The 23,819-nt window shown below is 64.4% G+C and carries 20 protein-coding genes and 1 other RNA gene; 7 read left to right on the top strand and 14 right to left on the bottom strand.

Annotated elements, in window-relative coordinates; translation table 11 throughout:
• The 14 genes from I8J34_RS12275 to gyrA form a co-directional block, all read right to left on the bottom strand.
• Nucleotides 1-2,049 carry a hypothetical protein gene (locus I8J34_RS12275; protein WP_214361701.1) on the bottom strand — a complete coding sequence of 683 codons (2,049 nt, stop codon included), beginning with the start codon at nt 2,047-2,049 and terminating at the stop codon, nt 1-3.
• Nucleotides 1,979-2,869 (bottom strand): cysteine synthase CysM, encoded by an 891-nt coding sequence (gene cysM / locus I8J34_RS12270; RefSeq protein WP_214361700.1) that lies wholly within the window; start codon nt 2,867-2,869, stop codon nt 1,979-1,981. Before cysM ends, I8J34_RS12275 begins: the two co-directional genes overlap by 71 nt.
• A 28-nt stretch (nt 2,870-2,897) precedes the next feature.
• The gene (rfaE1, locus tag I8J34_RS12265; protein ID WP_214361699.1) at nt 2,898-3,842 is read right to left on the bottom strand and encodes a D-glycero-beta-D-manno-heptose-7-phosphate kinase; all 945 of its coding nucleotides are present in this window, start codon (nt 3,840-3,842) and stop codon (nt 2,898-2,900) included.
• 1 nt (nt 3,843) lies between these two features.
• Entirely contained in the window at nt 3,844-5,169 is a 1,326-nt protein-coding gene (locus I8J34_RS12260) for a UDP-glucose dehydrogenase family protein (protein WP_214361698.1), read from the bottom strand.
• Between the two features lie 40 nt (nt 5,170-5,209).
• Nucleotides 5,210-6,385, bottom strand: a complete 1,176-nt coding sequence (lapB, locus tag I8J34_RS12255) for a lipopolysaccharide assembly protein LapB (RefSeq protein ID WP_214361697.1) — start codon at nt 6,383-6,385, stop codon at nt 5,210-5,212.
• 5 nt (nt 6,386-6,390) lie between these two features.
• Complete coding sequence (locus I8J34_RS12250) at nt 6,391-6,708, bottom strand: LapA family protein (RefSeq protein ID WP_214361696.1); 318 nt, start codon at nt 6,706-6,708, stop codon at nt 6,391-6,393.
• Between the two features lie 79 nt (nt 6,709-6,787).
• Complete coding sequence (locus tag I8J34_RS12245; RefSeq protein WP_214361695.1) at nt 6,788-7,072, bottom strand: integration host factor subunit beta; 285 nt, start codon at nt 7,070-7,072, stop codon at nt 6,788-6,790.
• Nucleotides 7,073-7,086: 14 nt separating this feature from the next.
• Nucleotides 7,087-8,766: a 30S ribosomal protein S1 gene (gene rpsA / locus I8J34_RS12240; protein WP_230411816.1), complete on the bottom strand. Its 1,680-nt coding sequence runs from the start codon at nt 8,764-8,766 to the stop codon at nt 7,087-7,089.
• A gap of 117 nt (nt 8,767-8,883) precedes the next feature.
• On the bottom strand, nt 8,884-10,812 hold the full coding sequence (locus tag I8J34_RS12235; protein WP_214361693.1) for a bifunctional 3-phosphoshikimate 1-carboxyvinyltransferase/cytidylate kinase: 1,929 nt from the start codon (nt 10,810-10,812) through the stop codon (nt 8,884-8,886).
• 18 nt (nt 10,813-10,830) lie between these two features.
• Nucleotides 10,831-11,724, bottom strand: coding sequence for a prephenate dehydrogenase (locus tag I8J34_RS12230; protein WP_214361692.1), 894 nt, complete (start codon nt 11,722-11,724; stop codon nt 10,831-10,833).
• Complete coding sequence (hisC, locus tag I8J34_RS12225) at nt 11,721-12,821, bottom strand: histidinol-phosphate transaminase (RefSeq protein ID WP_214361691.1); 1,101 nt, start codon at nt 12,819-12,821, stop codon at nt 11,721-11,723. Before hisC ends, I8J34_RS12230 begins: the two co-directional genes overlap by 4 nt.
• Before the next feature lie 56 nt (nt 12,822-12,877).
• Nucleotides 12,878-13,960: a prephenate dehydratase gene (gene pheA, locus I8J34_RS12220; RefSeq protein WP_370661887.1), complete on the bottom strand. Its 1,083-nt coding sequence runs from the start codon at nt 13,958-13,960 to the stop codon at nt 12,878-12,880.
• Nucleotides 13,960-15,057, bottom strand: coding sequence for a 3-phosphoserine/phosphohydroxythreonine transaminase (gene serC / locus I8J34_RS12215; protein ID WP_214361690.1), 1,098 nt, complete (start codon nt 15,055-15,057; stop codon nt 13,960-13,962). Before serC ends, pheA begins: the two co-directional genes overlap by 1 nt.
• Nucleotides 15,057-17,720, bottom strand: a complete 2,664-nt coding sequence (gene gyrA / locus I8J34_RS12210; RefSeq protein WP_214361689.1) for a DNA gyrase subunit A — start codon at nt 17,718-17,720, stop codon at nt 15,057-15,059. Before gyrA ends, serC begins: the two co-directional genes overlap by 1 nt.
• Before the next feature lie 201 nt (nt 17,721-17,921).
• Here gyrA and I8J34_RS12205 point away from each other — a divergent pair, with 201 nt between their 5' ends.
• The 7 genes from I8J34_RS12205 to I8J34_RS12175 all read left to right on the top strand — a co-directional run bounded on the left by I8J34_RS12205 (nt 17,922) and on the right by I8J34_RS12175 (nt 23,795).
• On the top strand, nt 17,922-19,247 hold the full coding sequence (locus tag I8J34_RS12205; protein WP_214361688.1) for a TRZ/ATZ family hydrolase: 1,326 nt from the start codon (nt 17,922-17,924) through the stop codon (nt 19,245-19,247).
• Nucleotides 19,248-19,306: 59 nt separating this feature from the next.
• A complete protein-coding gene (locus tag I8J34_RS12200; RefSeq protein WP_214361687.1) occupies nt 19,307-20,011 on the top strand; it encodes an OmpA family protein in 705 nt (234 codons plus the stop codon).
• A gap of 97 nt (nt 20,012-20,108) precedes the next feature.
• The gene (gene ubiG / locus I8J34_RS12195) at nt 20,109-20,804 is read left to right on the top strand and encodes a bifunctional 2-polyprenyl-6-hydroxyphenol methylase/3-demethylubiquinol 3-O-methyltransferase UbiG (protein ID WP_214361686.1); all 696 of its coding nucleotides are present in this window, start codon (nt 20,109-20,111) and stop codon (nt 20,802-20,804) included.
• A complete protein-coding gene (gph, locus tag I8J34_RS12190) occupies nt 20,797-21,459 on the top strand; it encodes a phosphoglycolate phosphatase (protein ID WP_214361685.1) in 663 nt (220 codons plus the stop codon). The genes ubiG and gph overlap by 8 nt, the downstream gene beginning before the upstream one ends.
• A gap of 48 nt (nt 21,460-21,507) precedes the next feature.
• Nucleotides 21,508-21,882, top strand: a transfer-messenger RNA (tmRNA) gene (gene ssrA / locus I8J34_RS12185).
• 367 nt (nt 21,883-22,249) lie between these two features.
• On the top strand, nt 22,250-22,510 hold the full coding sequence (locus tag I8J34_RS12180) for a helix-turn-helix transcriptional regulator (RefSeq protein WP_214361684.1): 261 nt from the start codon (nt 22,250-22,252) through the stop codon (nt 22,508-22,510).
• Nucleotides 22,500-23,795 (top strand): type II toxin-antitoxin system HipA family toxin, encoded by a 1,296-nt coding sequence (locus tag I8J34_RS12175; RefSeq protein WP_214361683.1) that lies wholly within the window; start codon nt 22,500-22,502, stop codon nt 23,793-23,795. The genes I8J34_RS12180 and I8J34_RS12175 overlap by 11 nt, the downstream gene beginning before the upstream one ends.
• Nucleotides 23,796-23,819 lie beyond the last annotated feature (24 nt).

Raw genomic sequence — 23,819 nt, 5'->3', positions numbered from 1 at the left:
TCACTTGATGACCGGCGCAGTGTCGCCGGCGACCGCGCGCTTGACCCGCGCGATGAATTCTTCCCAATCCACGCGGCGATTGTAGCCGATGACGTTCAGCGCCGGGATGCCGCCCCCGCGCACGATGGCGAACGGTGCGTCGTCGGGCCCCGGGCCGTCCAGCCCCTCCATCTGGCATACGCCGCGCACCAGTCGGCAGCTCAGGCCGATCTCGCGGTAACCGAAATCGTTGAAGAAACGCAGGAAGCTGCGCTGGATGGCGGCTGCGGCCCCCGCGCCGCCGAGCGCGGTGATGTGCTCGACGGCACGCTGACTGATACGGCGGGGATAGTCGCCAGGGGTGCTGCGCACTGTGGCCTCGAAGCGCACCGGGCGCCAGGCCGCCATCTGCAGATGGGCCAGTTCCACATCCAGAAATCCGCTGATGGCGCCAAACGAAAAGGTCTCGGTCAGCTGCGCCAGATCCAGGTGCTCGGCCGTGACATTGGCCTGCAAACGCGGCAGCAGGCCGAAGGGGTCGATCACCTCCACGCCGGTGGCCTGCACATAGCCGTCGAACAGGGCAATCACCAAGGCGCCCTCCAGCCCCACCCGCTGCGGCGTGACCACCAGGCCAGGCATTGCGGCCGACAAGGTGCCTGCCATCTCCGGCAGGTCGAGCGCCGCGGTGAGCGCACGCATCGATACCGGCTCCATGAACAGCGCCCCCTCGCCGCGCCAGCCCGCGTCGGTCCGCGCCAGCGCCAGGCCGTCGACGATCAGGGCGCCGTCGAGTACCGGCAGGCGAGCTTGGTCGAATAGCACCCGGTCGCGATCGACGGTGAGATTCAAAACAAACGGCGAAAAATCGAGCTGTTGCCAGTGCAAGCCGTCGACACGCAGCAGGCCCGCCTCGGGAGCATCGCGACGCCAGGGTACCCGACCAGACAGCGGCCCCACCCGGAAGCGCTGACCGAGATAGGCAAAACCCGCCTGATCGAGGATCAGCTCCGCCGCCTGCAGCGCGCCGTCGCGCCATGCGAGCGAAAGATCCGCGCCACCGGCGACACGCCAACGTTCGGTCTGCGCGGGCGCCACCCATGGCAGCACGAACTGCGGCACCACGACCGCCAGGTCCGCCCCTTGCAACGACAGATCGCCCTCGACGAGGCGCCAGGCATCGAGGTCGACACGTCCGTGCGCGCGAAAATCGGGCACCCCGGGCGCCTCGATGCGCAGTTCTTCGACGTCCAGATGCGGTCCTTCGTGCTGCCCCTCCGCGCGAATCGTGACAACAGGCGACACAAAGACCGGATCCCAGAACAGGCCCCCGGCCTCCCATCGCGCTTCGGCACGCCAACGCCAGCCCGTTTTGCGGGTATCCGCTGTCAGCCGCAACTCGGCCACCACGGCTTCGGCCGCATGGTTGCCCGAGGCGTCGGCAAAGCCGCCGGCGTCAAGCGTTGCCTTGATCTCCAGGTTCCCCGCATCGAGACGGGCCTGCCCGCTCAGCGTCCCGGTCGGCTGCCAGGCGCCGGCGGGCGCCCAAAAGCGCGCCAGATCGGCCACGGGAAGGCGGGTGAATTGCGCGCCGAGCGCTTTACCGGATCGCAGCACGAGCCGCCCGCCTGCCGCGAAACGGATGTCGAGCTCACCGGTCTGGCTCGCGGTGGCATAGTCAAGGTCCAGTCGCGCGTCGGCCAAGGCCGGCAGTCCGCGCAGACGACCGTCGCGACAGCGGATTCGGCCATCGGCCAGACTCAGCCGGGGGCATTCGAGGTGCAGATTGTTGAAACGCTGGCCGACGACATCGAGATGGGCGATACGGATCTGGCCGCGCGCTTGGTCGATCGTCAGCGTCACGCCCCGGGCGGTGGCGCCGCCCGATACGATCCGGCCAATATCGAGCTGCAACGCAGCCCCGGCCCCGCTCCCCCACAGCAGCAGCGCCAGGCAAAGACCGACCCGCCTCAGCCAGACAGGCCGCCAAGGCATGGGCTCAGGCGGGGAACACACCCGTCGACAGATAACGATCGCCCCGGTCGCAGACGATGGAGACGATGACGGCATCGCTCACCTGGCTGGCGATCCGTTGGGCCACATGCATGGCGCCGCCGGAGGAAATGCCGGCGAAGATGCCTTCTTCACGCGCCAGGCGGCGGGTCATCTCTTCGGCATCGGCCTGGGTGACCGGCTCGATCCTGTCGACCCGCGACGGATCGTAGATGGTCGGCAGGTAGGCTTCCGGCCATTTGCGGATACCGGGAATCTGCGCACCTTCGGCCGGTTCGCAGCCGATGATCTGGATATTGGGGTTTTGCTGCTTGAGATAGCGCGAGGTCCCCATGATGGTGCCGGTGGTCCCCATGGAGCTGACGAAATGGGTGATGCGCCCCTCGGTCTGGCGCCACAGTTCCGGCCCGGTGCCCTCGAAATGCGCCTCGGGATTGTCCGGGTTGCCGAACTGGTCGAGGATCACGCCCTGCCCCTCGTCGCGCATGCGGGTGGCCATGTCGCGCGCCACTTCCATGCCGCCCTCTTTCGGCGTCAACACCAGCTCGGCGCCGAAGGCGCGCATGGTCTGGCGCCGCTCGACGCTCTGGTTCTCGGGCATCACCAGAATCATCCGGTAGCCGCGGATCGCCGCCGCCATGGCCAGCGCGATGCCGGTGTTGCCGCTGGTCGCCTCGATCAGCGTATCGCCCGGATGGATCCGGCCGGCCAGCTCGGCGCGCAGGATCATCGACAGCGCCGGGCGGTCCTTGACCGATCCGGCCGGATTGTTGCCCTCCAGCTTGGCCAGAATCACGTTGCCATGGCCGGCGTTGATCCGCTTCAGGCGCACCAGCGGTGTTTCGCCGACATAGTCTTCAAGGGTTTTGAATTGCATCCGTTTCTTCCACCTATTGGCGAGCGAATCAAGACAGGCCGGCGCGCAGCTCGTCGAGCGAGACCACGGCCGTCCCCAGTTTGCCGACCACGATGCCGGCGGCCTGATTGGCCCAGTGCATGGCGTCGGCCGAGTTCAATCCGCACGCCAGCATGACCGCAAACGTGGCGATCACCGTATCGCCGGCACCCGACACATCGAAGACCTCCCGCGCGCGCGTCGGTTCATGCACCACACCGTCTTTGTCGAACAGGGTCATCCCCTCTTCGGAGCGGGTCAGCAGCACCGCCTCGATCGACAGCTCCCGGCGCAGGGCGTCCACGCGTGCCGCCAGGTCCTCTTCCGAGCGCCAGCGCCCGACGATGTCCTGCAACTCGCCGCGGTTCGGCGTCAAGGCCGTGGCCCCGGCATAGCGGGTGAAATCGTCGCCCTTGGGATCGACCAGCACGGGCTTGCCGGCGGCCTTGGCCAGCTGGATCATCGCTTCCGCATGGTCCAGCGCGCCCTTGTCGTAATCGGAGATCAGCACCAGATCGTGCGTCCCCAGCAGCTGTTTGAAGGTATCGAGCTTGGCCGCCAGCACGTCGGCATGCGGACGCTGCTCGAAGTCGATCCGCAGCAACTGCTGGCTGCGGCCGATCACCCGCAGCTTGAGCGTGGTGTGCACACTGTCGTCGCGAAACAGATGAGCGCCCACGCCGGCCTCGGCCAGCAGACGGTCCAGGCTGTCGGCCGCCTCGTCCCGGCCGACCACCGACAACAGGGAGACCTGCGCGCCCAGCGCCCGCACGTTGCGCGCCACGTTGGCAGCGCCGCCGGGGCGGTCTTCCGAGCGCATCATGCGCACCACCGGTACCGGCGCTTCGGGTGAAATCCGGCTCACGTCGCCGAACCAGTAGCGGTCGAGCATGACATCGCCGACCACCAGGATCCGCGCTGCCGAGGTCTCCGGCAGACGGTCACGAGCGCTCATGTCAGACGCGCCCGATACCGAAATACTCGATGCCTTCGCCGCGGATCAGCGCCGGGTCATACATGTTGCGCCCGTCGAAGATCACCGGTTGCTTGAGGCGCGACTTGATGGCCTCGAAGTCCGGGCTGCGGAATTCCTTCCACTCGGTGACGATCACCAGCGCGTCGGCATTGTCGAGGGCGCTCTTCGGACGGCCGGCGTAGCTCAGGCGCGACTCGTCGCCGAAGATGCGTTCGGCTTCCTGCATCGCCACCGGATCATAGGCCGCGACCGTCGCACCGCGCTTGAACAGCTCATGGATGATCACCCGGCTGGGCGCATCGCGCATATCGTCGGTGTTGGGTTTGAAGGCCAGCCCCCACAGCGCGAAATGGCGGCCGGTGAGGTCTTCGCCGAAGCGGCGCACGATCTTGTCGACCAGCACATGCTTCTGCACCTCGTTGGCGGCCTCGACGGCGCCGAGCAGCTTGAGCTCATGGCCGTGCTCGCTGCCGGTGCGGATCAGCGCCTTCACATCTTTCGGGAAGCACGAGCCCCCGTAGCCGCAACCGGCATACAGGAAGTGCCAGCCGATACGCGGATCGGAGCCGATGCCCTGGCGCACCAACTCGATGTCGGCGCCCAGCGTCTCGGCCAGGTTGGCCAGTTCGTTCATGAAGCTGATGCGGGTCGCCAGCATGGCGTTGGCCGCGTACTTGGTCAGCTCGGCGCTGCGCACGTCCATGAACACCAGGCGGTCGTGATTGCGCTGGAACGGGGCGTAGAGCTGGCGCATCAGGTCGATGGCCTGCGCGTCTTCGGCACCGACCACGATGCGGTCCGGGCGCATGAAGTCTTCGATCGCCGCGCCTTCCTTGAGGAACTCGGGGTTCGATACCACGCTGAATTCGATGGCGGCGCTGCCACGATTGGCCAGCTCCTCGGCCACGGCGGCCCGCACCTTGTCGGCCGTGCCGACCGGCACCGTGGACTTGTCCACGATCACCCGGTAGCCGTCCATGTGCTTGCCGATGTTGCGGGCCGCGGCCAGCACGTACTTGAGGTCGGCCGAGCCATCCTCGTCCGGTGGCGTGCCGACGGCGATGAACTGGATCACGCCCCACTTGGCGGCCTTGTCGATGTCGGTGGTGAAGGACAGCCGGCCGGCTTCGACGTTGCGACGCACGATTTCGAGCAACCCCGGCTCGTGAATGGGAATGCCGCCGTCCTCGAGAATCTTGACCTTGGCCGGATCCACATCCAGGCACAGCACATCGTTACCCACGTCCGCCAGGCAGGCGCCCGACACCAGGCCCACATAGCCTGTACCGATGACGGTTACTTTCATTTTTCAGTCCTCATTGCTTGCACCACGGCAGACGCACCGCTCATGGCACCAGATCATATTCTTCCGTGCGGCGCGGCGGCGTCGTCTCCCAACCGCCGCAGGCCGGACAACGCCAGTAGAACTGCCGGGCCTTGAAACCGCAGCTGTTGCAGCGATATCGGGCGACACGGCGCGTGTGGCTGTGCACCAGCTGGCGCACCAGTTCGATATCCGGACGCAACTCGGTGGGCGCCGCGACCAGGGCCGCTTCGAGCATCTTGTCCAGCCCCAACACGCTGGGATTGCGGCGCAACTCTTCACGCACCAGGTCATAAGCGCTGAGCGAGCCGGCCTGCTTCAGCGTCCAGTCGAAGGCCACGTCGAGCAGATCGAGCGACGGGTGGCGCTCGAGATAGGCGCGCAGCAACTCCAGCCCATCGGCGACACGGCCCATCTTGTCATAGGCCTTCATCAGGCGCTCGGCGGCCAGCGACAGGTACAAGGCGTCCTGGCTTTCGATGCGCTTCCACGCGGCAACGGCATCGTCGAGATGGCCACGTCGGGCCGCCAGGTCGCCCTTGAGCAGGCTGCCACGCACGGAGCGCGGATTGACCGCCAACGCGGTCTCGATGATGGCTTCAGCCTCGTCGAGGCGCGAATCGGCCAGCGCATCGGAGGCCAGTTCGCAATGGAAATTGGCCATTTCCTTGCGCCACCACACGCTTTCGTGGTCCGGCAAGGCCTTGGCCACGTCGATGGCCTTGGGCCAGTCTTTTTCCTGCTGGTAGATTTCGAGCAGATCGCGCAGGGCCACATCGTCGAGCGGCGTCTTGCGCAGCCGCAAAAAGACGGCTTCCGCGCGATCCAGCAGACCGGCCTTGAGGTAATCCTGACCGAGCTCGGCCAATGCCTGCAGACGCTGCGCTTCGCTCAGGTCTTCGCGGTCGACCAGATGTTGGTGCATGCGGATGGCGCGCTCGGTTTCGCCACGGCGGCGAAACAGGCTGCCCAGCGCAAAATGCAGCTCGACCGTATCGGGATCGATGCGCACCGCCTCGATGAAGGCATCGATGGCCTTGTCGGGCTGCTCGTTGAGCAGGAAATTCAGTCCGTTGAGGTAAGAGCGCGGCAGACTGCGCGACTCTTTCATGACATGCCGGATATCGATCCGCGCCGCCATCCAGCCCAGGGCAAAGAACAGCGGCAGGGCCAGCAACCACCAGAATTCGATTTCCATGGAGATCAGAACGCTTCCGGCGCGTCCCCGTCCGGTCGCGGCACGACCGCCGTACCGACCGTCGACTTGACCTCAGCCTCGGCCTTGCGCAACGCCTTGCGCAAGCGGCCGATTTCCCGGCGCTGGCGCACCAGGGACGACAGCGTGGCCGTGACTCCGACCAACGCACCGGCGGCGAATGCCACGAGAATGACGAATACCAGGGGCAACTGCCATTGCTTGCCCATGTAGAAATTCAGGGTAATGAACTGGTCGTTCTTGACGGCAAAGCCGAACAGAACGAGGAAGACCGCCAGACGGATAATCCAGACAATGATTCGCATAGGGAGGGATTATGGCCGACTCACAGCCAAAAAAGAAGGCGGTCGAAACCGCCTTCTTCAATGACACGATCTGCACCGATCAATCGGACAGATCCACACGTTCCCGCAATTCCTTGCCCGCCTTGAAATGCGGCACATGTTTTTCCGCAACCTCGACCCGTTCGCCGGATTTCGGATTGCGTCCCATGCGGGGCGGGCGGTAATTGAGTGCAAAGCTGCCGAAGCCGCGAATCTCGATGCGATCACCCCGAGACAGTGAATCGGTCATCGCATCGAGAATCATCTTGACAGCGTAATCGGCATCCTTGGCAACCAACTGCGGAAAACGTGCCGCCAGTCGCGCAATGAGCTCCGATTTGGTCATGACGGCACCGTGTGTTATTGCTTCTGCTCGTCCAGCTTCGCCTTGAGCAGCGCACCCAGACTGGTGGTGCCCGTCGCGGCAGAGCTCTCGGCAGCCAGTTTCTGCATGGCGTCGGAGGTCTCGGCCTGATCCTTGGCCTTGATCGACAGGTTGATCGAACGGGACTTGCGATCCACGTTGATGATCATGGCCTCGACTTCGTCGCCTTCCTTGAGCACGCTGGTCAGATCATCGATGCGATGCGGGGCCGCTTCGGACACACGCAGGTAGCCTTCGATGTCGTCACCCAGCGAGATCACGGCGCCACGGGCGTCGACCGTCTTCACGGTGCCGCGCACGAGGCTGTTCTTGTCGTGGGTGGCGATGAAGTTGGTGAAGGGATCCCCATCGAGCTGCTTGATGCCCAGCGAGATACGCTCGCGCTCGACGTCGATGGCCAGCACCACGGCTTCGACTTCGTCACCTTTCTTGAAGCGACGCACGGCTTCTTCGCCCTGCTCGGACCACGACAGGTCGGACAGGTGAACCAGGCCGTCGATGCCGCCATCCAGGCCGATGAACACGCCGAAGTCGGTGATCGACTTGATCTGACCGGAGACTTTGTCGCCCTTCTTGAAGTTCATGGCGAACTCGTCCCACGGGTTGGCCATGCACTGCTTCATGCCCAGGGAGATACGACGACGCTCTTCGTCGATGTCGAGGATCATCACCTCGACCTCGTCGCCCAGCTGGACGACCTTGTTCGGGTGGATGTTCTTGTTGGTCCAGTCCATCTCGGAGACGTGCACCAGGCCTTCGATGCCCTGCTCCACTTCGACGAACGCGCCGTAGTCGGTGATGTTGGTGACCTTGCCGAACAGACGGGTACCGGTGGGGTAACGACGGGCGATGCCCACCCACGGATCTTCGCCCAGCTGCTTGAGGCCCAGCGACACGCGGCAACGCTCGCGGTCGAACTTGAGCACTTTGGCTTCGAGCTCGTCGCCGACGGCAACCACTTCCGACGGGTGACGCACACGGCGCCAGGCCAGGTCGGTGATGTGCAGCAGACCGTCGATGCCACCCAGATCCACGAACGCGCCGTAGTCGGTGATGTTCTTGACGATGCCCTTGACGACCTGACCTTCGGCCAGGTTCTCGAGCAGCTTGTCACGCTCTTCGCCCATGGTCTCTTCGAGCACGGCACGACGGGACACGACCACGTTGTTGCGCTTGCGGTCGAGCTTGATGACCTTGAACTCGAATTCCTTGCCCTCGTACGGGGCGGTGTCCTTGACCGGACGCATGTCGACCAGCGAACCCGGCAGGAACGCGCGGATGCCGTGGGTCATGACGGTCAGGCCACCTTTGACGCGGCCGCTGACCACGCCGTTGACCAGCGTGCCTTCGTTGAGCGCGAGCTCCAGGTCGTTCCAGGCGGCAATGCGCTTGGCCTTGTCGCGCGACAGGCGGGTTTCGCCATAGCCGTCTTCGAGCGCATCGATGGCGACCTGGACATAATCGCCTTCCTTGACTTCAAGCTCGCCGTGGTCGTTGCGGAACTCTTCGACCGGCACATAGCTTTCGGACTTCAGGCCGGCGTTCACGACAACGAAATTCTGGTCGATGCGGACCACCTCGGCGGTGATCACTTCGCCCGTACGCATCTCCTGACGCGCAAGGCTTTCCTCGAACAGTTCGGCAAAGCTTTCCATGGACATATCGGGGGTGGGAATGGACATAAAAAAGACCTGGTGCTGCCGCAAGGACAGCGGGTTAGTGGATGAACACACCGGTCAACGGACCGGCACACATACAGATCGGCGGGCCGCTCAGGCGATCCGCTCGGTCACGAACCGGACGGCTTCGTCGATGCTCATGTCTGAGGTCTCGACAAGGATGGCGTCCGGCAGTTTCATCAAAGGCGCCACACTGCGCGCTGCGTCTCGCGCGTCACGCAAGGAAAGCTCCTCTGAAAGACTGTCGATATTAGCAGGCAAACCCTTTTCCATCAACTGCTTATAGCGCCGCTCCGCCCGCGCCGTCACCGAGGCGGTGAGGAAGAACTTGTTCGCGGCGTCCGGAAAAACCACCGAGCCCATGTCGCGCCCTTCGGCCACCAGCCCCGGCGCACGTCGATAGGCGCGCTGGCGCTCGAGCAGCGCATCGCGCACCGCCGGAATGGCAGCCACTTTGGAGGCCATGGCCGCGCAGTCTTCGCTGCGAATGGCATCGGTCACGTCGGCGCCGGAGAGCAGGATCCGCCCGCCCACGAACTCGGCCGGCAGCGCTTCGGCCAGCGCCGCCACGGCGGCGGGATCGTCACCGGCATCGGCCTGGATCGCGGCCAGCGCCACCAGCCGGTAGAGCGAGCCGCTGTCGAGATAGTGGTAGCCGAGCGCCTCGGCCACGCGCGCCGCCACCGTACCCTTGCCCGAGGCCGAGGGCCCGTCGATGGCGATCACCGGCACGGCTTCGGTGATGCTGCGATAGGCGTCGAAGTAGACGGGAAAGGTCTTGTTCACGCAGGCGGGGTCATTGATCGTGACGCCCACGCCGGCGAGGCTGATCAACGAGAAGCACATCGCCATGCGGTGATCGTCGTAGGTATCGATGGCCGCATGGCGCAGCTCGGTCGGCGGAACAACCCGCAGCGCGTCGTCGAATTCCTCGACCTCGACACCGAGCTTGCGCAACTCGGTGGCCATCGCGGCGATGCGGTCGGTTTCCTTGACCCGCCAGCTGGCGATGTTGCGCAAATGGCAAGGGCCATCGCAGAACACCGCCATCACCGCCAGCGTCATGGCGGCATCGGGGATGTGGTTGAGATCCATGTCGAAGGCCTTGAGGCGACCATCGGCCGGGCCGCGCGCCTCGATCCAGGTGTCGCCCAGCGTCACCTCGACGCCGAGTTGGGCGATCGCCTCGGCAAAGCGCACGTCGCCCTGGATGCTGTCGCGGCCCACGCCTTCGACCCGCACCGGCCCACCACCGACGGCGCCCGCAGCCAGAAAGTACGAGGCCGACGACGCATCGCCCTCGACATGAATGTCGCCCGGGCTCCGGTAGCGCACGCCCCCCGGCACGGTGAAACGCTGCCACCCCTCACGCGTGACCGTCACGCCAAAGCGCGCCATCAGGTTCAGGGTGATCTCGATGTAGGGCTTGGAAATCAGCTCGCCGACCACTTCGATGTGGATCTCGACACCGGTGAGCGGCGCGGCCATCAAGAGCGCGGTGAGGAATTGGCTGGAGACATCGCCGCGCACCGACACCGTGCCGCCGGCGCGAATGGCGCCCTTGCCGATGCTCAGCGGCGGATAGCCGGCATTGCCGGTGTAGGTGATCGCGGCGCCAAGCTGCGACAGCGCATCGACCAGATCGCCGATCGGTCGCTCGTGCATGCGCGGCACGCCCGACAACCGGTAGTTACCGCCGGACAGCGCCAAGGCGGCCGTCAGCGGGCGGAACGCGGTGCCGGCATTGCCGAGAAACAGGTCGGCCTCGGTCACCGGGAAGCGGCCGGCCACGCCATCGACCCGATAGGCACCACTGGCGGCATCGCACTGCCAATTCACGCCCAGCGTGCGCAGCGCCTCCAGCATGCGCTCGGTGTCGTCCGAGCGCAGCAGATCGTGCACCCGGGTCTGCCCGTCGGCCAGCGCGGCGAGCAGCAGCACCCGGTTGGAGATGCTCTTCGAGCCCGGCAGGCGGACGGTGCCAGCCGCCCGGATCATCGGCGGAAGATCAAGGGTTTCCACGTTGCAACATCCGTAAGATCAAGAGGGAAAGGTTTTTTCGGCCCAGCGGTTACGTGCCTCGCGGGCCTCGCCGAACAAGGTTTCGAGGCGGTCGCCGTCGCCGGACATCAGCAGGGCGCGAAGGTAGGCCAGCTCACCGAGGTACTGGTCGAGTTCGGCCAGCAGCGCGTGGCGATTGGCCAAGCAGATGTCGCGCCACATTTCGGGGTGGCTGCCGGCGATGCGGGTGAAGTCGCGAAACCCGCTGGCGGCGAAACTGAACAGCTGCTCGGCATTGGCCCGGCCGGCCAGATCGTGCACCAGGCCGAAGGCCAGGAGATGCGGCAGGTGGCTGACCGCAGCAAACACGCGGTCATGGTCCTGCGGGCTCATTTCGCGCACGGTGGCGCCACAGGCCTCCCAGAGCGCACGTATCCGCTGCACGGCGGCCGGATCGTTTTCGGGAAGAGGCGTCACCACCACGTTGCGGCCGCGGTAAAGCGTTGCGAAGGCGGCGTCCGCCCCGCTCTTCTCGGCGCCCGCAATCGGATGAGCCGGCACCACCTGGCCCAGATGGCCGTCCAGGTGGGCATAGATGGCTTCGATCACGTCCCGCTTGGTACTGCCGGCGTCGGTGACCAGGGTCTCGGCGGCCAGATGTGGCGCCATGGCGGCCATCACGTCGTTCGACTGGCCGACGGGCATGGCCAGCAGGACGACATCGGCGCCGGCCAGCGCGGTCGGCCAGTCGAGCGCGATCTCGTCGACGACGCCGAGCTCACGGGCACGTTCGAGCGAGGCGCGGGTGCGACCGATCCCCACCACCCGCTCGACCAGTCCGGCGGCCTTCAGGGCCAGCGCAAACGAGCCGCCGATCAGGCCGGCGCCACAGACGACCAGCCGGCGAACCGGGGTGACAATGGCTGCCGTCATCCGACCAGAACCCGCTTGAGGGCGTCGATGAAGCGCGCGTTTTCTTCGGGCAGGCCGATCGACACGCGCAGCCATTCGGGCATGCCGTAGCTTGCGATCGGCCGCACGATCACCCCCTCGGCGAGCAGTGCGCGATAGACCGTGTCGCCGTCGCCCACCTTGACGGTGACGAAGTTGCCCCAGGAGGGGAGCCAACTGAGCGACATCGCCTCGAAGGCGCGGGTGAGTTGGTTCATGCCGCGTTGATTGAGCGCGGCGCTCTTGGCGAGGAACTCTTCATCGCCAAGCGCCGCCGTCGCCGCGGCCAGCGCCAGGCTGTTGACGTTGAACGGCTGACGCACCCGGTTGAGCAGATCGACCACGCCCGCATCGCCCAGCCCGTAGCCGACCCTCAGACCGGCCAGCCCGTAGGCCTTGGAGAAGGTGCGCGTCACCAGCAGGTTGGGGAAGCGCGTCAGCCAGCCGATGGCGTCATAGCGATCGGCATCGGGCAGGTATTCGGTGTAGGCCTCGTCCAGCACCACCAGCACCCGCTCGGGCATCTTTTCGAGAAAGGCTTGGAGTCGGTCTCCGGGCAGGAAGCTGCCGGTCGGATTGTTCGGGTTGGCGATAAACACCACGCCAGTCTTGTCGGTGACGGCGGCTGCCATGGCATCGAGATCATGGCCGAAATCCTTGGCCGGCACGACCACCGGTTTGGCACCGACGGCCATGGTGGCCAGCGGATAGACGGCGAAGGCATGCTGCGACAGCACCGCTTCGGCGCCCGGCGTAAGGAAGGTGCGGGCCACCAGTTCGAGCACGTCGTTGGAGCCGTTGCCGAGCACGATGCCGCTCATCGGCACGCCGGTGCGCTCGGACAGCGCCGCCTTGAGTTCAAAGCCGTTGCCGTCGGGGTAGCGCGCCAGATCCTGCACGGCGCGGGCGATCGCCTCCTTGGCCTTGGGGCTGATGCCCAGCGGGTTCTCGTTGGAGGCGAGCTTGACGATGCTCGCCTCGACCAGGCCCATGTCGCGCGCCAGTTCAGATATCGGCTTGCCCGGCTGGTAGGGAGAAATGGCTCGAATGTAGGCCGGTGCCTGCTCGGCGATCGACATGGCGAGGTTTCCTTGCTGCGTCGTGTCTCTGTGTGTCCAGGTCTCGACGGCGGGCCTTATAGGGCGGCCACCGGATACGAGCCCAGCACTTTCACGAAACTCGCGTTGTGCTCAAGATCGGCCAGCGCCGCGATCACCTTGGGCTCGCTCTGATGGCCTTCGAAATCGATGTAGTACACATACTCCCACAAGCCCGAACGCGCCGGCCGCGACTGCAGCTTGGTCATGCTCACGCCATGCTCGGCCAGGGGCTGGAGCAGGCGGTGCATGGCGCCGGCACGGTTGGGCGTGGAGCACACCAGCGAGGTCTTGTCCTTGCCCGAGGGGCCGGCGTCGTGCTGGCAAATGACCAGGAAGCGCGTGGTGTTGTTGGGGTCGTCTTCAATGTTGCCGGCCAGGATGTTGAGGCCATACAACTCGGCCGCCGCTTCGCCGGCAATGGCCACCGACTCGGGGTCTTCCGCCGCCAGCCGGGCCGCCTCGGCGTTGCTCGCCACCGGTACCCGCGGCAGCGATGGCAGATTGCGGTTCAGCCACTCCTGGCACTGCGCCAGGCTCTGCGCATGCGAATACACGCGCCGCGCCGCGCCCAGACCGTCGGCCTTGGACATCAGGTGTTGATGAATGCGCAGCTTGACCTCGCCGCAGATCTTGAGCGGGTTGAGCAGCAGCAGATCGAGCGTGCGGCCGATAGCGCCTTCGGTGGAGTTCTCCACCGGCACCACGCCGTAGTCGACGCTACCAGCCTCGACCGAACGGAAGACGTCGTCGATGGCCAGCATCGGCATGAAGGTCGGCGCGCTGCCGAAATGCTTGCGCGAGGCACTCTCGGAGAAGGTGCCGGCGGGCCCGAGATAGGCCACCTTGAGCGGTTGCTCGAGCGCCAGGCAGGCTGACATCAGCTCGCGGAAGATACGCTGCACCGCCACCGACGGCAGCGGGCCGGGGTTCTGATCGGCCAGCCGGCGCAGCACCTGGGCCTCGCGCTCGGGGCGGTAGATGTTGCCCTGTTTGATCTCGCCCACGCGCTGCGCCAGCTGGCCGCGGCGCGAGATGCTGGCCAGCAGCTGGTCGTCGATTGCATCGATCTCGTTACGCAGCTTGAGCAGTTCCTGCTCTTCGCTCATCCCGTCAGCCATCACCCGTTCCGCCTTTCAAAGTCCCGCATGAAATCGACCAATGCCTCGACGCCGGCCAGCGGCATCGCGTTGTAAATGGAAGCGCGCATGCCGCCCACCGACTTGTGCCCTTTCAGCTGCACCAGACCGGCCGCCGCACTTTGCGCGAGGAAGGCGGCATTGAGCGACTCGTCGGCGAGGAAGAAAGGCACGTTCATGCGCGAGCGATAGCGCGGATCGACCCGGTTCTCGTAGAAGGCGCTCTGGTCGATGAAGTCGTACAGGCGCGCGGCTTTTTCCCGGTTGATCCCCTCGATGGATTCAACCCCGCCGTGGGCACGCAACCACTGAAACACCAGCCCGGCGATATAGATAGCGTAGGTCGGCGGCGTGTTGTACATCGAGTTGTTGTCGGCCACGAGCTTGTAGTCGAAGGCGGTCGGGCAATCCTTGTGGGCACGGCCGAGCAAGTCCTCACGCACGATGACGATGGTCAGACCGGCCGGTCCGATGTTCTTCTGCGCGCCGCCGAACAGTACGCCGTAGCGGGAAACATCCACCTTGCGCGACAGGATGTGCGAGGACACATCCGCCACCACCGGCACCTCGCCACGACCGATCTCGCGCAGATCGGGATCGAAGCCGAACTCCACGCCGTCGATGGTCTCGTTGGTGCAGACGAACAGATAGGCGGGGTCGGCCGACAATTGCCAGTCTTGCATCGCCGGCACGGTGTTGAAGCCGGACGCTTCGGTCGAAGCAGCGATGTTCACCTCGCAATAGCGCCGCGCTTCCTTCTGCGACTTGTTCGACCACGCGCCTGTCACGATGTAATCCGCGCCGCGCTTGTCGCCCAGCAGGTTCATCGGCACCAGCGCGTTCTCGGCGATCGCCCCGCCCTGCATGAACAGGATGCGGTAGTTGGGCGGCACCGCCAGCAGCTCGCGCAGGTCGGCTTCGGCCTGCTCGTAGATCGACTGGAAGGCCGGGCTGCGATGGCTCATCTCCATCACGCTGACGCCTGTGCCGTGCCAGTCGAGCATCTCCTCGGCGGCACGGCGCAGCACCGATTCCGGCAGCGCCGCAGGACCGGGGCTGAAATTGAACACACGCGACATCATTCGGCTCCGTCGGGAGTTTCGTCTTCCGAGGCATCCGCCTCGCCGGCCGGGGGCGGCACATCGGCCACCATGCCCTCCCCTTCGGCGGTCGCGATGCTGTCTTCGAGGAATTCGTCTTCATCCTCGGTCTCGGCCACCGGCTCGATACCGGCCAAGTGGGTGCCGTCGTCGAGCGAGATCAGCGTCACGCCCTGGGTCGAACGGCCCATTTCGCGGATATGTTCGACCTTGGTGCGGATCAGCACGCCACCGGTCGAGATCAGCATGATCTCGTTCTCCGGCTTGACCAGCACCGCGCCGACCAGCTTGCCGTTGCGCTCGGACGACTGGATGGCGATCATGCCCTTGGTGCCGCGGCCGTGGCGGGTGTATTCGCTGATCGGGGTGCGCTTGCCGTAGCCATTGACGGTGGCGGTGAGCACCGACCAGCTCTCGTCGTCGGCCACCAGCATGCTGATCACCTGCTGACCGGATTCGAGCATCATGCCGCGCACCCCGCGCGCCGTGCGGCCCATCGGGCGCACGTCGGTCTCGGCAAAGCGCACCGCCTTGCCGGCATCGGAGAACAGCATCACGTCGCATTGGCCGTCGGTGATCGCCACGCCGATCAGGTAGTCGTCTTCGTCCAGCCCCACGGCGATGATGCCGGCCTTGCGCGGGTTGGAGAAATCGGACAGCGGGGTCTTCTTGACCGTGCCGCGCGAGGTCGCCATGAAGACGAAGTGGTCCTCGTCGAAAGCCTTGACCGGCAGCACCGCGGTGATCTTTTCGCCCTCGAACAGCGGGAACAGGTTCACGATCGGCTTGCCGCGCGAGTTGCGCGTGCCTTCGGGCACCTCGTACACCTTGAGCCAGTAGGCGCGGCCGCGGTTCGAGAAGCACATGATGGTGTCGTGGGTGTTGGCCACGAACAGGCGGTCGATGAAGTCGTCGTCTTTCATCGCCGTGGCCTGCTTGCCGCGGCCGCCGCGGCGCTGGGCGCGGTAGTCGGCCAGGCGCTGGCGCTTGAAGTAGCCGGTGTGCGACAAGGTCACCACCATGTCTTCGGGCGCAATCAGGTCTTCTATATTGATGTCGGCAGTGTCGAGCACGACCTCGGAGCGGCGCTCGTCGCCATACTGCTCGCGGATCGCCGCCAGTTCCTCGCCGATGATGGCGGTCACCCGCTCCGGGCGCGCCAGGATGTCGAGCAGGTCGGCGATGGTTTCCATCACCTCGCGGTACTCGGCCACGATCTTGTCCTGCTCCAGCCCGGTCAGGCGCTGTAGGCGCAATTCGAGGATCGCCTGAGCCTGCGCTTCGGAGAGGCGGTAGCCGTCGTCGAGCAGGCCGAACTCGGCCGGCAGGCCCGCCGGGCGGAAGGCTTCGCGATCGGCCACGGCACGGGCGAGCATCTCCTCGACCAGCGGCGAGCGCCAGATACGCGTCATCAGGCCCTCTTTGGCGTCGGCCGGCGTCGGCGCCGCCTTGATCAGCGCGATCACCTCGTCGACATTCGACAGCGCCACCGCCAGACCTTCGAGCACATGGCCACGCTCGCGCGCCTTGCGCAGTTCATAGATGGTGCGGCGGGTGACGACCTCGCGCCGGTGCTGCAGGAAGCAGTCGAGCATCTGGTGCAGGTTGAGCACCTTGGGGCGGCCATCGACCAGCGCCACCATGTTCATGCCGAAGGTGTCCTGCAACTGCGTCTGCTTGAACAGGTTGTTGAGCACGACCTCGGGCACTTCGCCGCGCTTGAGCTCGATCACCACCCGCATGCCGGATTTGTCGGACTCGTCGCGGATCTCCGAGATACCGTCGATCTTCTTCTCGTTCACCAGTTCGGCAATGCGCTCGAGCAAGGCGCGCTTGTTCACCTGGTAGGGCATCTCGTCGACGATGATCGCCTGACGGTTGCCGCGCTCCAGATCCTCGAAATGGGTGCGCGCCCGCATCACCACCCGGCCGCGGCCGGTGCGGTAGCCGTCATGCACGCCCGACAGGCCGTAGATCAGGCCCGCAGTCGGGAAGTCCGGCGCCTTGACGATGCGGATCAGCTCCTCGATGTCGGTGTCCGGCGCATTGAGCAGCAGCAGGCAGGCATCGATCACCTCGCGCAGGTTGTGCGGCGGGATATTGGTCGCCATGCCCACCGCGATGCCCGACGAGCCATTGATCAGCAGGTTCGGGATCCGCGCCGGCAACACCGCCGGCTCGCGCTCCTTGCCGTCGTAGTTGGGAACGAAGTTGACCGTTTCCTTGTCGATGTCCGACAGTAGCTCGCTGGCCACACGTGCCTGGCGGCACTCGGTGTAACGCATCGCCGCCGCGTTGTCGCCGTCGATGGAACCGAAGTTGCCCTGGCCGTCCACCAGCATGTAGCGCAGCGAGAAGTTCTGCGCCATGCGCACCAGCGTGTCGTAAATGGCCGAGTCGCCGTGCGGGTGGTACTTACCCATCACCTCACCGACCACCCGCGCACACTTCACATAGGGCCGGTTCCACGCATTGTTGGCCTCGTGCATGGCAAACAGCACACGCCGGTGCACCGGCTTGAGACCGTCCCTCACATCTGGCAGCGCCCGCCCCACGATCACGCTCATCGCGTAGTCGAGATAGGCATGACGCATCTCTTCCTCAAGGCTGATCGGAAGGGTCTCTTTGGCGAATTGATCCATGGCTGTCGGCATGCCTGAAAAGGCGGCGTTCAAAAGAGGGGAATATTACCACGTCGCATCCCTCAAACTTGCGCCCGGACGGTCGCGCCGCAACCGCCTCGAGCCGCTTCCGGCGCCCCGCGCCATCGCGCCCGCTTGATCTTTGCCGAGCCACGGGCTTGAATGCCGGTTCCCTCCGCTACTGTCAGAGTCTCCCAACCCATGAGCGAACCGATCGACCTGCTGATCAGTGCCCGATGGGTGATTCCGGTCGACGCCGGAAACACCGTCCTCCCCCGCCACAGCGTCGCCGTGCGCGACGGCCGCATTGTCGACATCGTGCCGACCGATATCGCCCGGGAGCGCTTTCACGCCCACACCGAAAAGCAGCTGCCCGACCACGCGCTGTTGCCAGGCCTGATCAATCTGCACACCCATGCCGCCATGACGCTCATGCGCGGCATCGCCGACGACCTCCCGCTCATGGCCTGGCTCCAGACCGCCATTTGGCCGACCGAGGCAAAACACATCAGCTCGGCCTTCGTGCGTGACGGCACCCTGCTGGCCGCCGCCGAAATGTTGCGTGGCGGCATCACCACCTGCAACGAAATGTATTTCCACCCCGCCGCCGCCGCCGAAGCCTTCGACCTCATGGGCATGCGCAGCGTAATCGGCATCACCACCATCGATTTCCCGACCCCTTACGCCGCCAGCGCCGACGAATATCTCAGCAAGGGCCTCGCCGCCCGAGACGCCTGGCGCGGCCATCCACTGCTGCGTTTCACCCTGGCGCCCCATGCGCCCTACACCGTATCCGACACCACGTTCCAGCGGATCGTCAGCCTCGCCAACGAACTGGATCTGCCGATTCACATCCACATCCACGAAACCGCCCAGGAAATCGAAGACAGCCTCAAACAATACGGTGAGCGCCCCTTGGAGCGGCTGGCCCGCCTGGGGGTGGTCGACAGTCAGCTCATCGGCGTGCACGCCGTGCATCTGACGCCGGCCGAAATCCAGACCCTCGCCCGCCACGGTGCCGCCATTGCGCACTGCCCGACCTCCAACATGAAACTCGCCTCCGGCATCGCCCCAGTCGCTGCCGCGTTGAATCACGGTGTCACCGTCGGCCTCGGCACCGACGGCGCGGCCAGCAATAATCGACTCGACATCTTCCAAGAAATGCGGATGGCCGCCCTGCTGGCCAAAGTCAGCACCCTCGACGCCGCCGCCGTGCCCGCCGCCACGGCGCTGCGCATGGCCACGCTCGACGGCGCACGCGCCCTGGGCATGGAAAATGAAATCGGCAGTCTCGAAAGCGGAAAATGGGCCGATCTGTGCGCGGTCGATCTGTCACCATTTGAAACACAACCCTGCTTCGACCCCGTGTCCCATCTTGTATATTGCGCGGGCCGCGAACACGTGTCAGATGTCTGGATCGCCGGACAGGCGCGCGTATTGGGCAAACAAGTGTTGCAAAAAGCCGACAGCGAATTGCTCGGCCTTGCACGCGTATGGCAGAATAAGCTCGGTAGTCGATTCGACTAGTACCGTGACGAAGACCACGGAACTTTCACCGTTCAACATTGCCCTGTGACGAGGAACATATGATCAAACAACTGAAAAAGCATCTCATCATGGCGGCTGCGGCTGCTGCCCTTGGTGTCTCCGCCACTGCTGCGATTGCCGCCGATGTCAAGGTGACCGGCCAGGGCGACATTCCTTATGTGATCGACGGTCGCAACGTCGTCGCCACCAGCGGCGCAGGCCTGTGCTGGCGCACCGGCTACTGGAGCCCGGCCGCGGCCTCCAGCGTGCTCGCCGGCGAATTCCCGGTCGGCTGCAGCTGCGACAGCGACATCGTCCCGAAAGACAAGTGCGCGGCCCCGATGGCAGTCGCCAAGCCGATGGCCGCACCGGCACCCGCACCGAAGCCCTCCGCCGAGAAGGTCAAGCTGGCTGCTGACACCCTCTTCGACTTCGACAAAGCCGTCCTGAAGCCGGAAGGCATGGCCAAGCTGGACAAACTGGCGGCCGAAGCCGGCGCGCTGAAACTGGAAGTCATCCTGGCCGTGGGTCACACCGACCGCCTGGGTTCCGCTTCCTACAACCAGAAGCTGTCCGAGAAGCGTGCTGCTGCCGTCAAGCAGTATCTGGTGAGCAAGGGCGTCGAAGCCAACCGTGTGTACACCGAAGGCAAGGGCGAGTCCCAGCCGGTGACCAAGGGTTGCAACCAGAAGAGCCGCAAGGCCCTGATCGAGTGCCTGCAGCCGGACCGCCGCGTTGAAATCGAAGTGATCGGCTCCAAGTAATCGCTGATCCGCTCTCGATGGAAAAAGCCCCGCCAGCGCGGGGCTTTTTCTTTTCATGCTATCTTCCCGCCACCCTTAATGCCGCCTTTCGCACACCATGAATGCAGATCCTTCCGAACTCCAGAAATTCGCTGACATGGCCCATCGTTGGTGGGATCCCGAGTCGGAGTTTCGCCCGCTTCACGAGATCAACCCGCTGCGTCTGGACTGGATCGACAGCCTTTGCCCCCTGAATGGCCAAACCGTGCTCGACATCGGCTGCGGCGGCGGTCTCCTGTCGGAGGGCATGGCCGAGCGCGGCGCACGGGTCACCGGCATCGACCTCGGCGAAAAAGCGCTTGGCGTCGCACGCCTCCACCTGCACGAATCCGGACTCGACATCGACTATCGACTCGTCAGTGCCGAGGCGCTGGCGCAAGAGCAGCCCGGGCAGTTCGATGTCGTCACCTGTCTGGAGATGCTCGAGCATGTCCCGGATCCGGCCAGCATCATTCGCGCCTGCGCCACCCTCGTCAAACCTGGCGGCCATGTCTTCTTCTCCACCATCAATCGCAACCCCAAGGCCTACCTGCTGTCGGTCATTGGCGCCGAGTACCTGCTCCGGATGCTGCCCAAGGGCACACACGACTACGCCAAGTTCATCAAACCCTCTGAGTTGGCCCGTCATTGCCGGTCGAGCGGCCTGGACATCGCACATCTCACCGGGCTGACCTACAACCCGCTCACCCAGGTGTATTCGCTCTGCCAGGACACCGACGTCAACTACCTGATGCATGCCCGCCGTCATGTTTGAAGCCGTTCTGTTCGATCTCGACGGCACCTTCGCCGATACCGCGCCAGATCTCGGTGCCGCGCTCAATACGCTGCTCCAGGAGGATGGCCGAACGCCGGTTCCGCTCGAGGTGCTGCGACCACACACTTCCGCCGGAACCCGCGGCATGCTGCGGGTCGGGTACGGCCTCACGCCGGACGCCGCGCCTTATGCCGCCCTGGCACAGCGCTTCCTCGCGCACTACAGCACGACGCTGTGCCGGCAAACCCGCCTGTTTCCCGGTATCCACACCCTGGTCTGCGCGCTTGAAGCGCGAGGAAAACGCTGGGGCATCGTCACCAACAAGCCCAAGCGCTTTACCGAGCCCTTGCTGAACGCACTTCCGCTCGGCCCACGCGCCGCCTGCGTCGTCAGTGGCGACAGCACCCCCCGGCCCAAACCCGCGCCGGACAGCCTGCTGTTCGCGTGCGAACAGCTCAATATCGCTCCGGCAAGCACCCTCTACGTGGGCGACGATCTGCGTGATATCGAAGCCGGCAGAGCCGCAGGCATGCCCACGGCAGCGGCAGCATGGGGCTACCTCGGCCTCGACCACCCCATCGACAGCTGGGGAGCGGACTGGATCGTCGACTCTCCGGAAGCGCTCCTCGATCTTTGCAACCTGGAGTCGTGCTAAACTGGCAGGGCTTGAAGATTGGGAAAAGATCCCCAATTACCACTTCAAGGGGCCGACTTGGCTTCGACGTGGGTCGCAAAGCAGTTGAGTGCATACCGAGGTCCAGTCACCTCGTAAATCAGCTGGAAACAACTAAACGCCAACGACAAGCGTTTCGCACTCGCCGCTTAATCCCGGTGGGCGCTGCACCGACAGGTTCCTGGGTCGGATGATGGGGTGAAAATCACATCTTGCAGTGTCATTGACAGGAACTCGTGGTTGCGTCGGGTTACTTGGCGCAACTCCTAAAACCAAGGTAACTCGTTGCGGGACGGCCCGTCCGTCGGCCAACCCCCGTGATTAAATCCAAATAGACGGAACAAGTATGTAGAGCTCACTGTGGAGGGCTTGCGGACGGGGGTTCGATTCCCCCCGGCTCCACCAGTCCTGAAACCCCAACCGTTTTCGGTTGGGGTTTTTTCTTATCTGATCGCGCCAGTTGCCGGACGCGCTTCGGATTCCTTCGAACGCCTGTGGATTTCGCCAGGCACCGAAAGTGGGAGTTCTGGGCCACATTCCACACTCTCCTGACCATTCCCCGCTCCGACCTCAGAGAAGGTCTGTAGCGCGGTTCTGATAATCGCGCCACATTGGGAGTCAATTTGGACGTAAGTCTCATCTTTGCTTCCCGATCGGGAAACATGTAGCCAATCCATGACCCAATCACACGCAACATTCCCGATCGGGAAATATTGATTGCGCACAGCCCGATTGCGGTAGATAATTTCCCGATCGGGAAACAGAGAAAGTCATGGCGTCCATTCGATCACCTCAACAACTCGGCGATGCACTGCGTGCCGCACGCAAGCAGCTCGGATTGACGCAGCCTCAGTTGGCCCTCGCGGCCGGGGTTGGCGTGCGCTTCATCGTCGACCTCGAGGCAGGCAAACCCACCTTGCGACTGGAAAACGTGCTGCGCGTCATAGATGCCCTGGGGGGTGAGATCCAGTTAAGCGGCTTGCCATCTGTCGTGGCCGGCGATGGACGTGAAGGTGGCAACCATGGCACATGAGCTGGAAGTCTGGCTTTTTGCCGATCGTGTCGGCACGCTGGCGCTGATGGATGGCCGACTGAACTTTGGTTATGCCCCCGGTTGGCTGTCGCAACCTGACGCAGTCGCCTTGTCCGCCTCGCTGCCCCTGCAAGCGGAGCCGTTCGACGATCGCAAAACGCGCCCTTTCTTTGCCGGTCTGCTGCCAGAGGGGCAGATGCGCCGCCTGATTGCGCAGCAGTTCCAGGTTTCTGGTCAGAACGATTTTGCACTGCTGGATCACATCGGTGGCGAATGCGCTGGGGCTGTCACGTTTATCGAGCCCGGGCAGGCATTCCCTTCGCCTAACCGCAACGATGATGTTCAATGGCTGAGCGAGGACGAAGTCGTTGCCATCCTGGATGAATTACCACGCCGCCCCATGCTGGCGGGCAAAGACGGCTTGCGCCTTTCATTGGCCGGCGCTCAAGACAAATTACCGGTGGTGTTCGATGGTGTTCGCATTGGGCTTCCCCTCAATGGCACGCCCAGCTCCCACATCTTGAAGCCAGCCATCCACGCCGTTGAAGACAGTGTGATCAACGAAGGCTTTTGCATGGCACTGGCTGATGCCATGCAGCTCAAGCCGGCAAAATCGAACGTTCACCTTGTGCTGGATCGCTCGTTCCTGTTGGTTGAGCGCTACGACCGCGTGATCGATGCTCAGGGGCAGCGGCAACGCCTTCATCAAGAGGATTTCTGCCAGGCGCTTGGCGTGGTCCCCGAAATGAAATACCAAAACGAAGGTGGGCCGGATCTGGCGCGGTGTTTCGAATTGGTACGTCGCGCCACGCGCCCGAGTGCACCACAGATCCTGCGTCTGCTTGATTACGTGATCTTCAATGCGCTGCTCGGCAATCATGATGCACACGCCAAGAATTTCTCGCTGCTGTATTCCGGCAAAACTTCTGTTCTGGCACCGTTCTACGACACGCTATCGACCGCGGTATATCCAACACTGGCACCGAAGATGGCGATGAAGATCGGCAGCAAGTACAAGTTCAGCGAAGTCCAGGCACGGCACTGGGAACAGTTTGCTGAAAGCGTCGGGCTTGCCAAAGCGCAGGCCAAAAGGCGCATCCTGGAACTGGCGAGGTCACTGCCAAGCACCGCGCGCGCGCTCCAGTCAGACCCGAAACACAGTTTTTCTGGCAATGCCGTGGTTGAGCGAATCAATGCCTTGATTGAGGAACGCTGCGCCCTGACGATTCGGCGGCTCACCGATCCTGCGGCCGGAAGTGATACCGCCGCAAAACGCTCGGCCTGACCCCTGCCGACCCTGGTGTCGATG

It is taken from the genome of Denitromonas iodatirespirans, assembly GCF_018524365.1.
In the GTDB taxonomy this organism is placed as follows: domain Bacteria; phylum Pseudomonadota; class Gammaproteobacteria; order Burkholderiales; family Rhodocyclaceae; genus Nitrogeniibacter; species Nitrogeniibacter iodatirespirans.
This window is presented reverse-complemented; position numbering and strand designations above follow the sequence as displayed.

What these genes read in the sequence shown, in the direction of transcription:
- gph (WP_214361685.1), top strand. Translation starts at nt 20,797, where the DNA reads ATGTTTGAAGCCGTTCTGTTCGATCTCGACGGCACCTTCGCCGATACC.
- pheA (WP_370661887.1), bottom strand. Translation starts at nt 13,960, where the DNA reads ATGGCTGACGGGATGAGCGAAGAGCAGGAACTGCTCAAGCTGCGTAAC.
- gyrA (WP_214361689.1), bottom strand. Translation starts at nt 17,720, where the DNA reads ATGGATCAATTCGCCAAAGAGACCCTTCCGATCAGCCTTGAGGAAGAG.
- I8J34_RS12200 (WP_214361687.1), top strand. Translation starts at nt 19,307, where the DNA reads ATGATCAAACAACTGAAAAAGCATCTCATCATGGCGGCTGCGGCTGCT.
- I8J34_RS12250 (WP_214361696.1), bottom strand. Translation starts at nt 6,708, where the DNA reads ATGCGAATCATTGTCTGGATTATCCGTCTGGCGGTCTTCCTCGTTCTG.
- lapB (WP_214361697.1), bottom strand. Translation starts at nt 6,385, where the DNA reads ATGGAAATCGAATTCTGGTGGTTGCTGGCCCTGCCGCTGTTCTTTGCC.
- I8J34_RS12245 (WP_214361695.1), bottom strand. Translation starts at nt 7,072, where the DNA reads ATGACCAAATCGGAGCTCATTGCGCGACTGGCGGCACGTTTTCCGCAG.
- I8J34_RS12275 (WP_214361701.1), bottom strand. Translation starts at nt 2,049, where the DNA reads ATGCCGTCATCGTCTCCATCGTCTGCGACCGGGGCGATCGTTATCTGT.
- rfaE1 (WP_214361699.1), bottom strand. Translation starts at nt 3,842, where the DNA reads ATGAGCGCTCGTGACCGTCTGCCGGAGACCTCGGCAGCGCGGATCCTG.
- I8J34_RS12175 (WP_214361683.1), top strand. Translation starts at nt 22,500, where the DNA reads ATGGCACATGAGCTGGAAGTCTGGCTTTTTGCCGATCGTGTCGGCACG.
- I8J34_RS12180 (WP_214361684.1), top strand. Translation starts at nt 22,250, where the DNA reads ATGGCGTCCATTCGATCACCTCAACAACTCGGCGATGCACTGCGTGCC.
- serC (WP_214361690.1), bottom strand. Translation starts at nt 15,057, where the DNA reads ATGTCGCGTGTGTTCAATTTCAGCCCCGGTCCTGCGGCGCTGCCGGAA.
- hisC (WP_214361691.1), bottom strand. Translation starts at nt 12,821, where the DNA reads ATGTCGATCGCCGAGCAGGCACCGGCCTACATTCGAGCCATTTCTCCC.
- cysM (WP_214361700.1), bottom strand. Translation starts at nt 2,869, where the DNA reads ATGCAATTCAAAACCCTTGAAGACTATGTCGGCGAAACACCGCTGGTG.
- rpsA (WP_230411816.1), bottom strand. Translation starts at nt 8,766, where the DNA reads ATGGAAAGCTTTGCCGAACTGTTCGAGGAAAGCCTTGCGCGTCAGGAG.
- I8J34_RS12230 (WP_214361692.1), bottom strand. Translation starts at nt 11,724, where the DNA reads ATGACGGCAGCCATTGTCACCCCGGTTCGCCGGCTGGTCGTCTGTGGC.
- I8J34_RS12205 (WP_214361688.1), top strand. Translation starts at nt 17,922, where the DNA reads ATGAGCGAACCGATCGACCTGCTGATCAGTGCCCGATGGGTGATTCCG.
- ubiG (WP_214361686.1), top strand. Translation starts at nt 20,109, where the DNA reads ATGAATGCAGATCCTTCCGAACTCCAGAAATTCGCTGACATGGCCCAT.
- I8J34_RS12260 (WP_214361698.1), bottom strand. Translation starts at nt 5,169, where the DNA reads ATGAAAGTAACCGTCATCGGTACAGGCTATGTGGGCCTGGTGTCGGGC.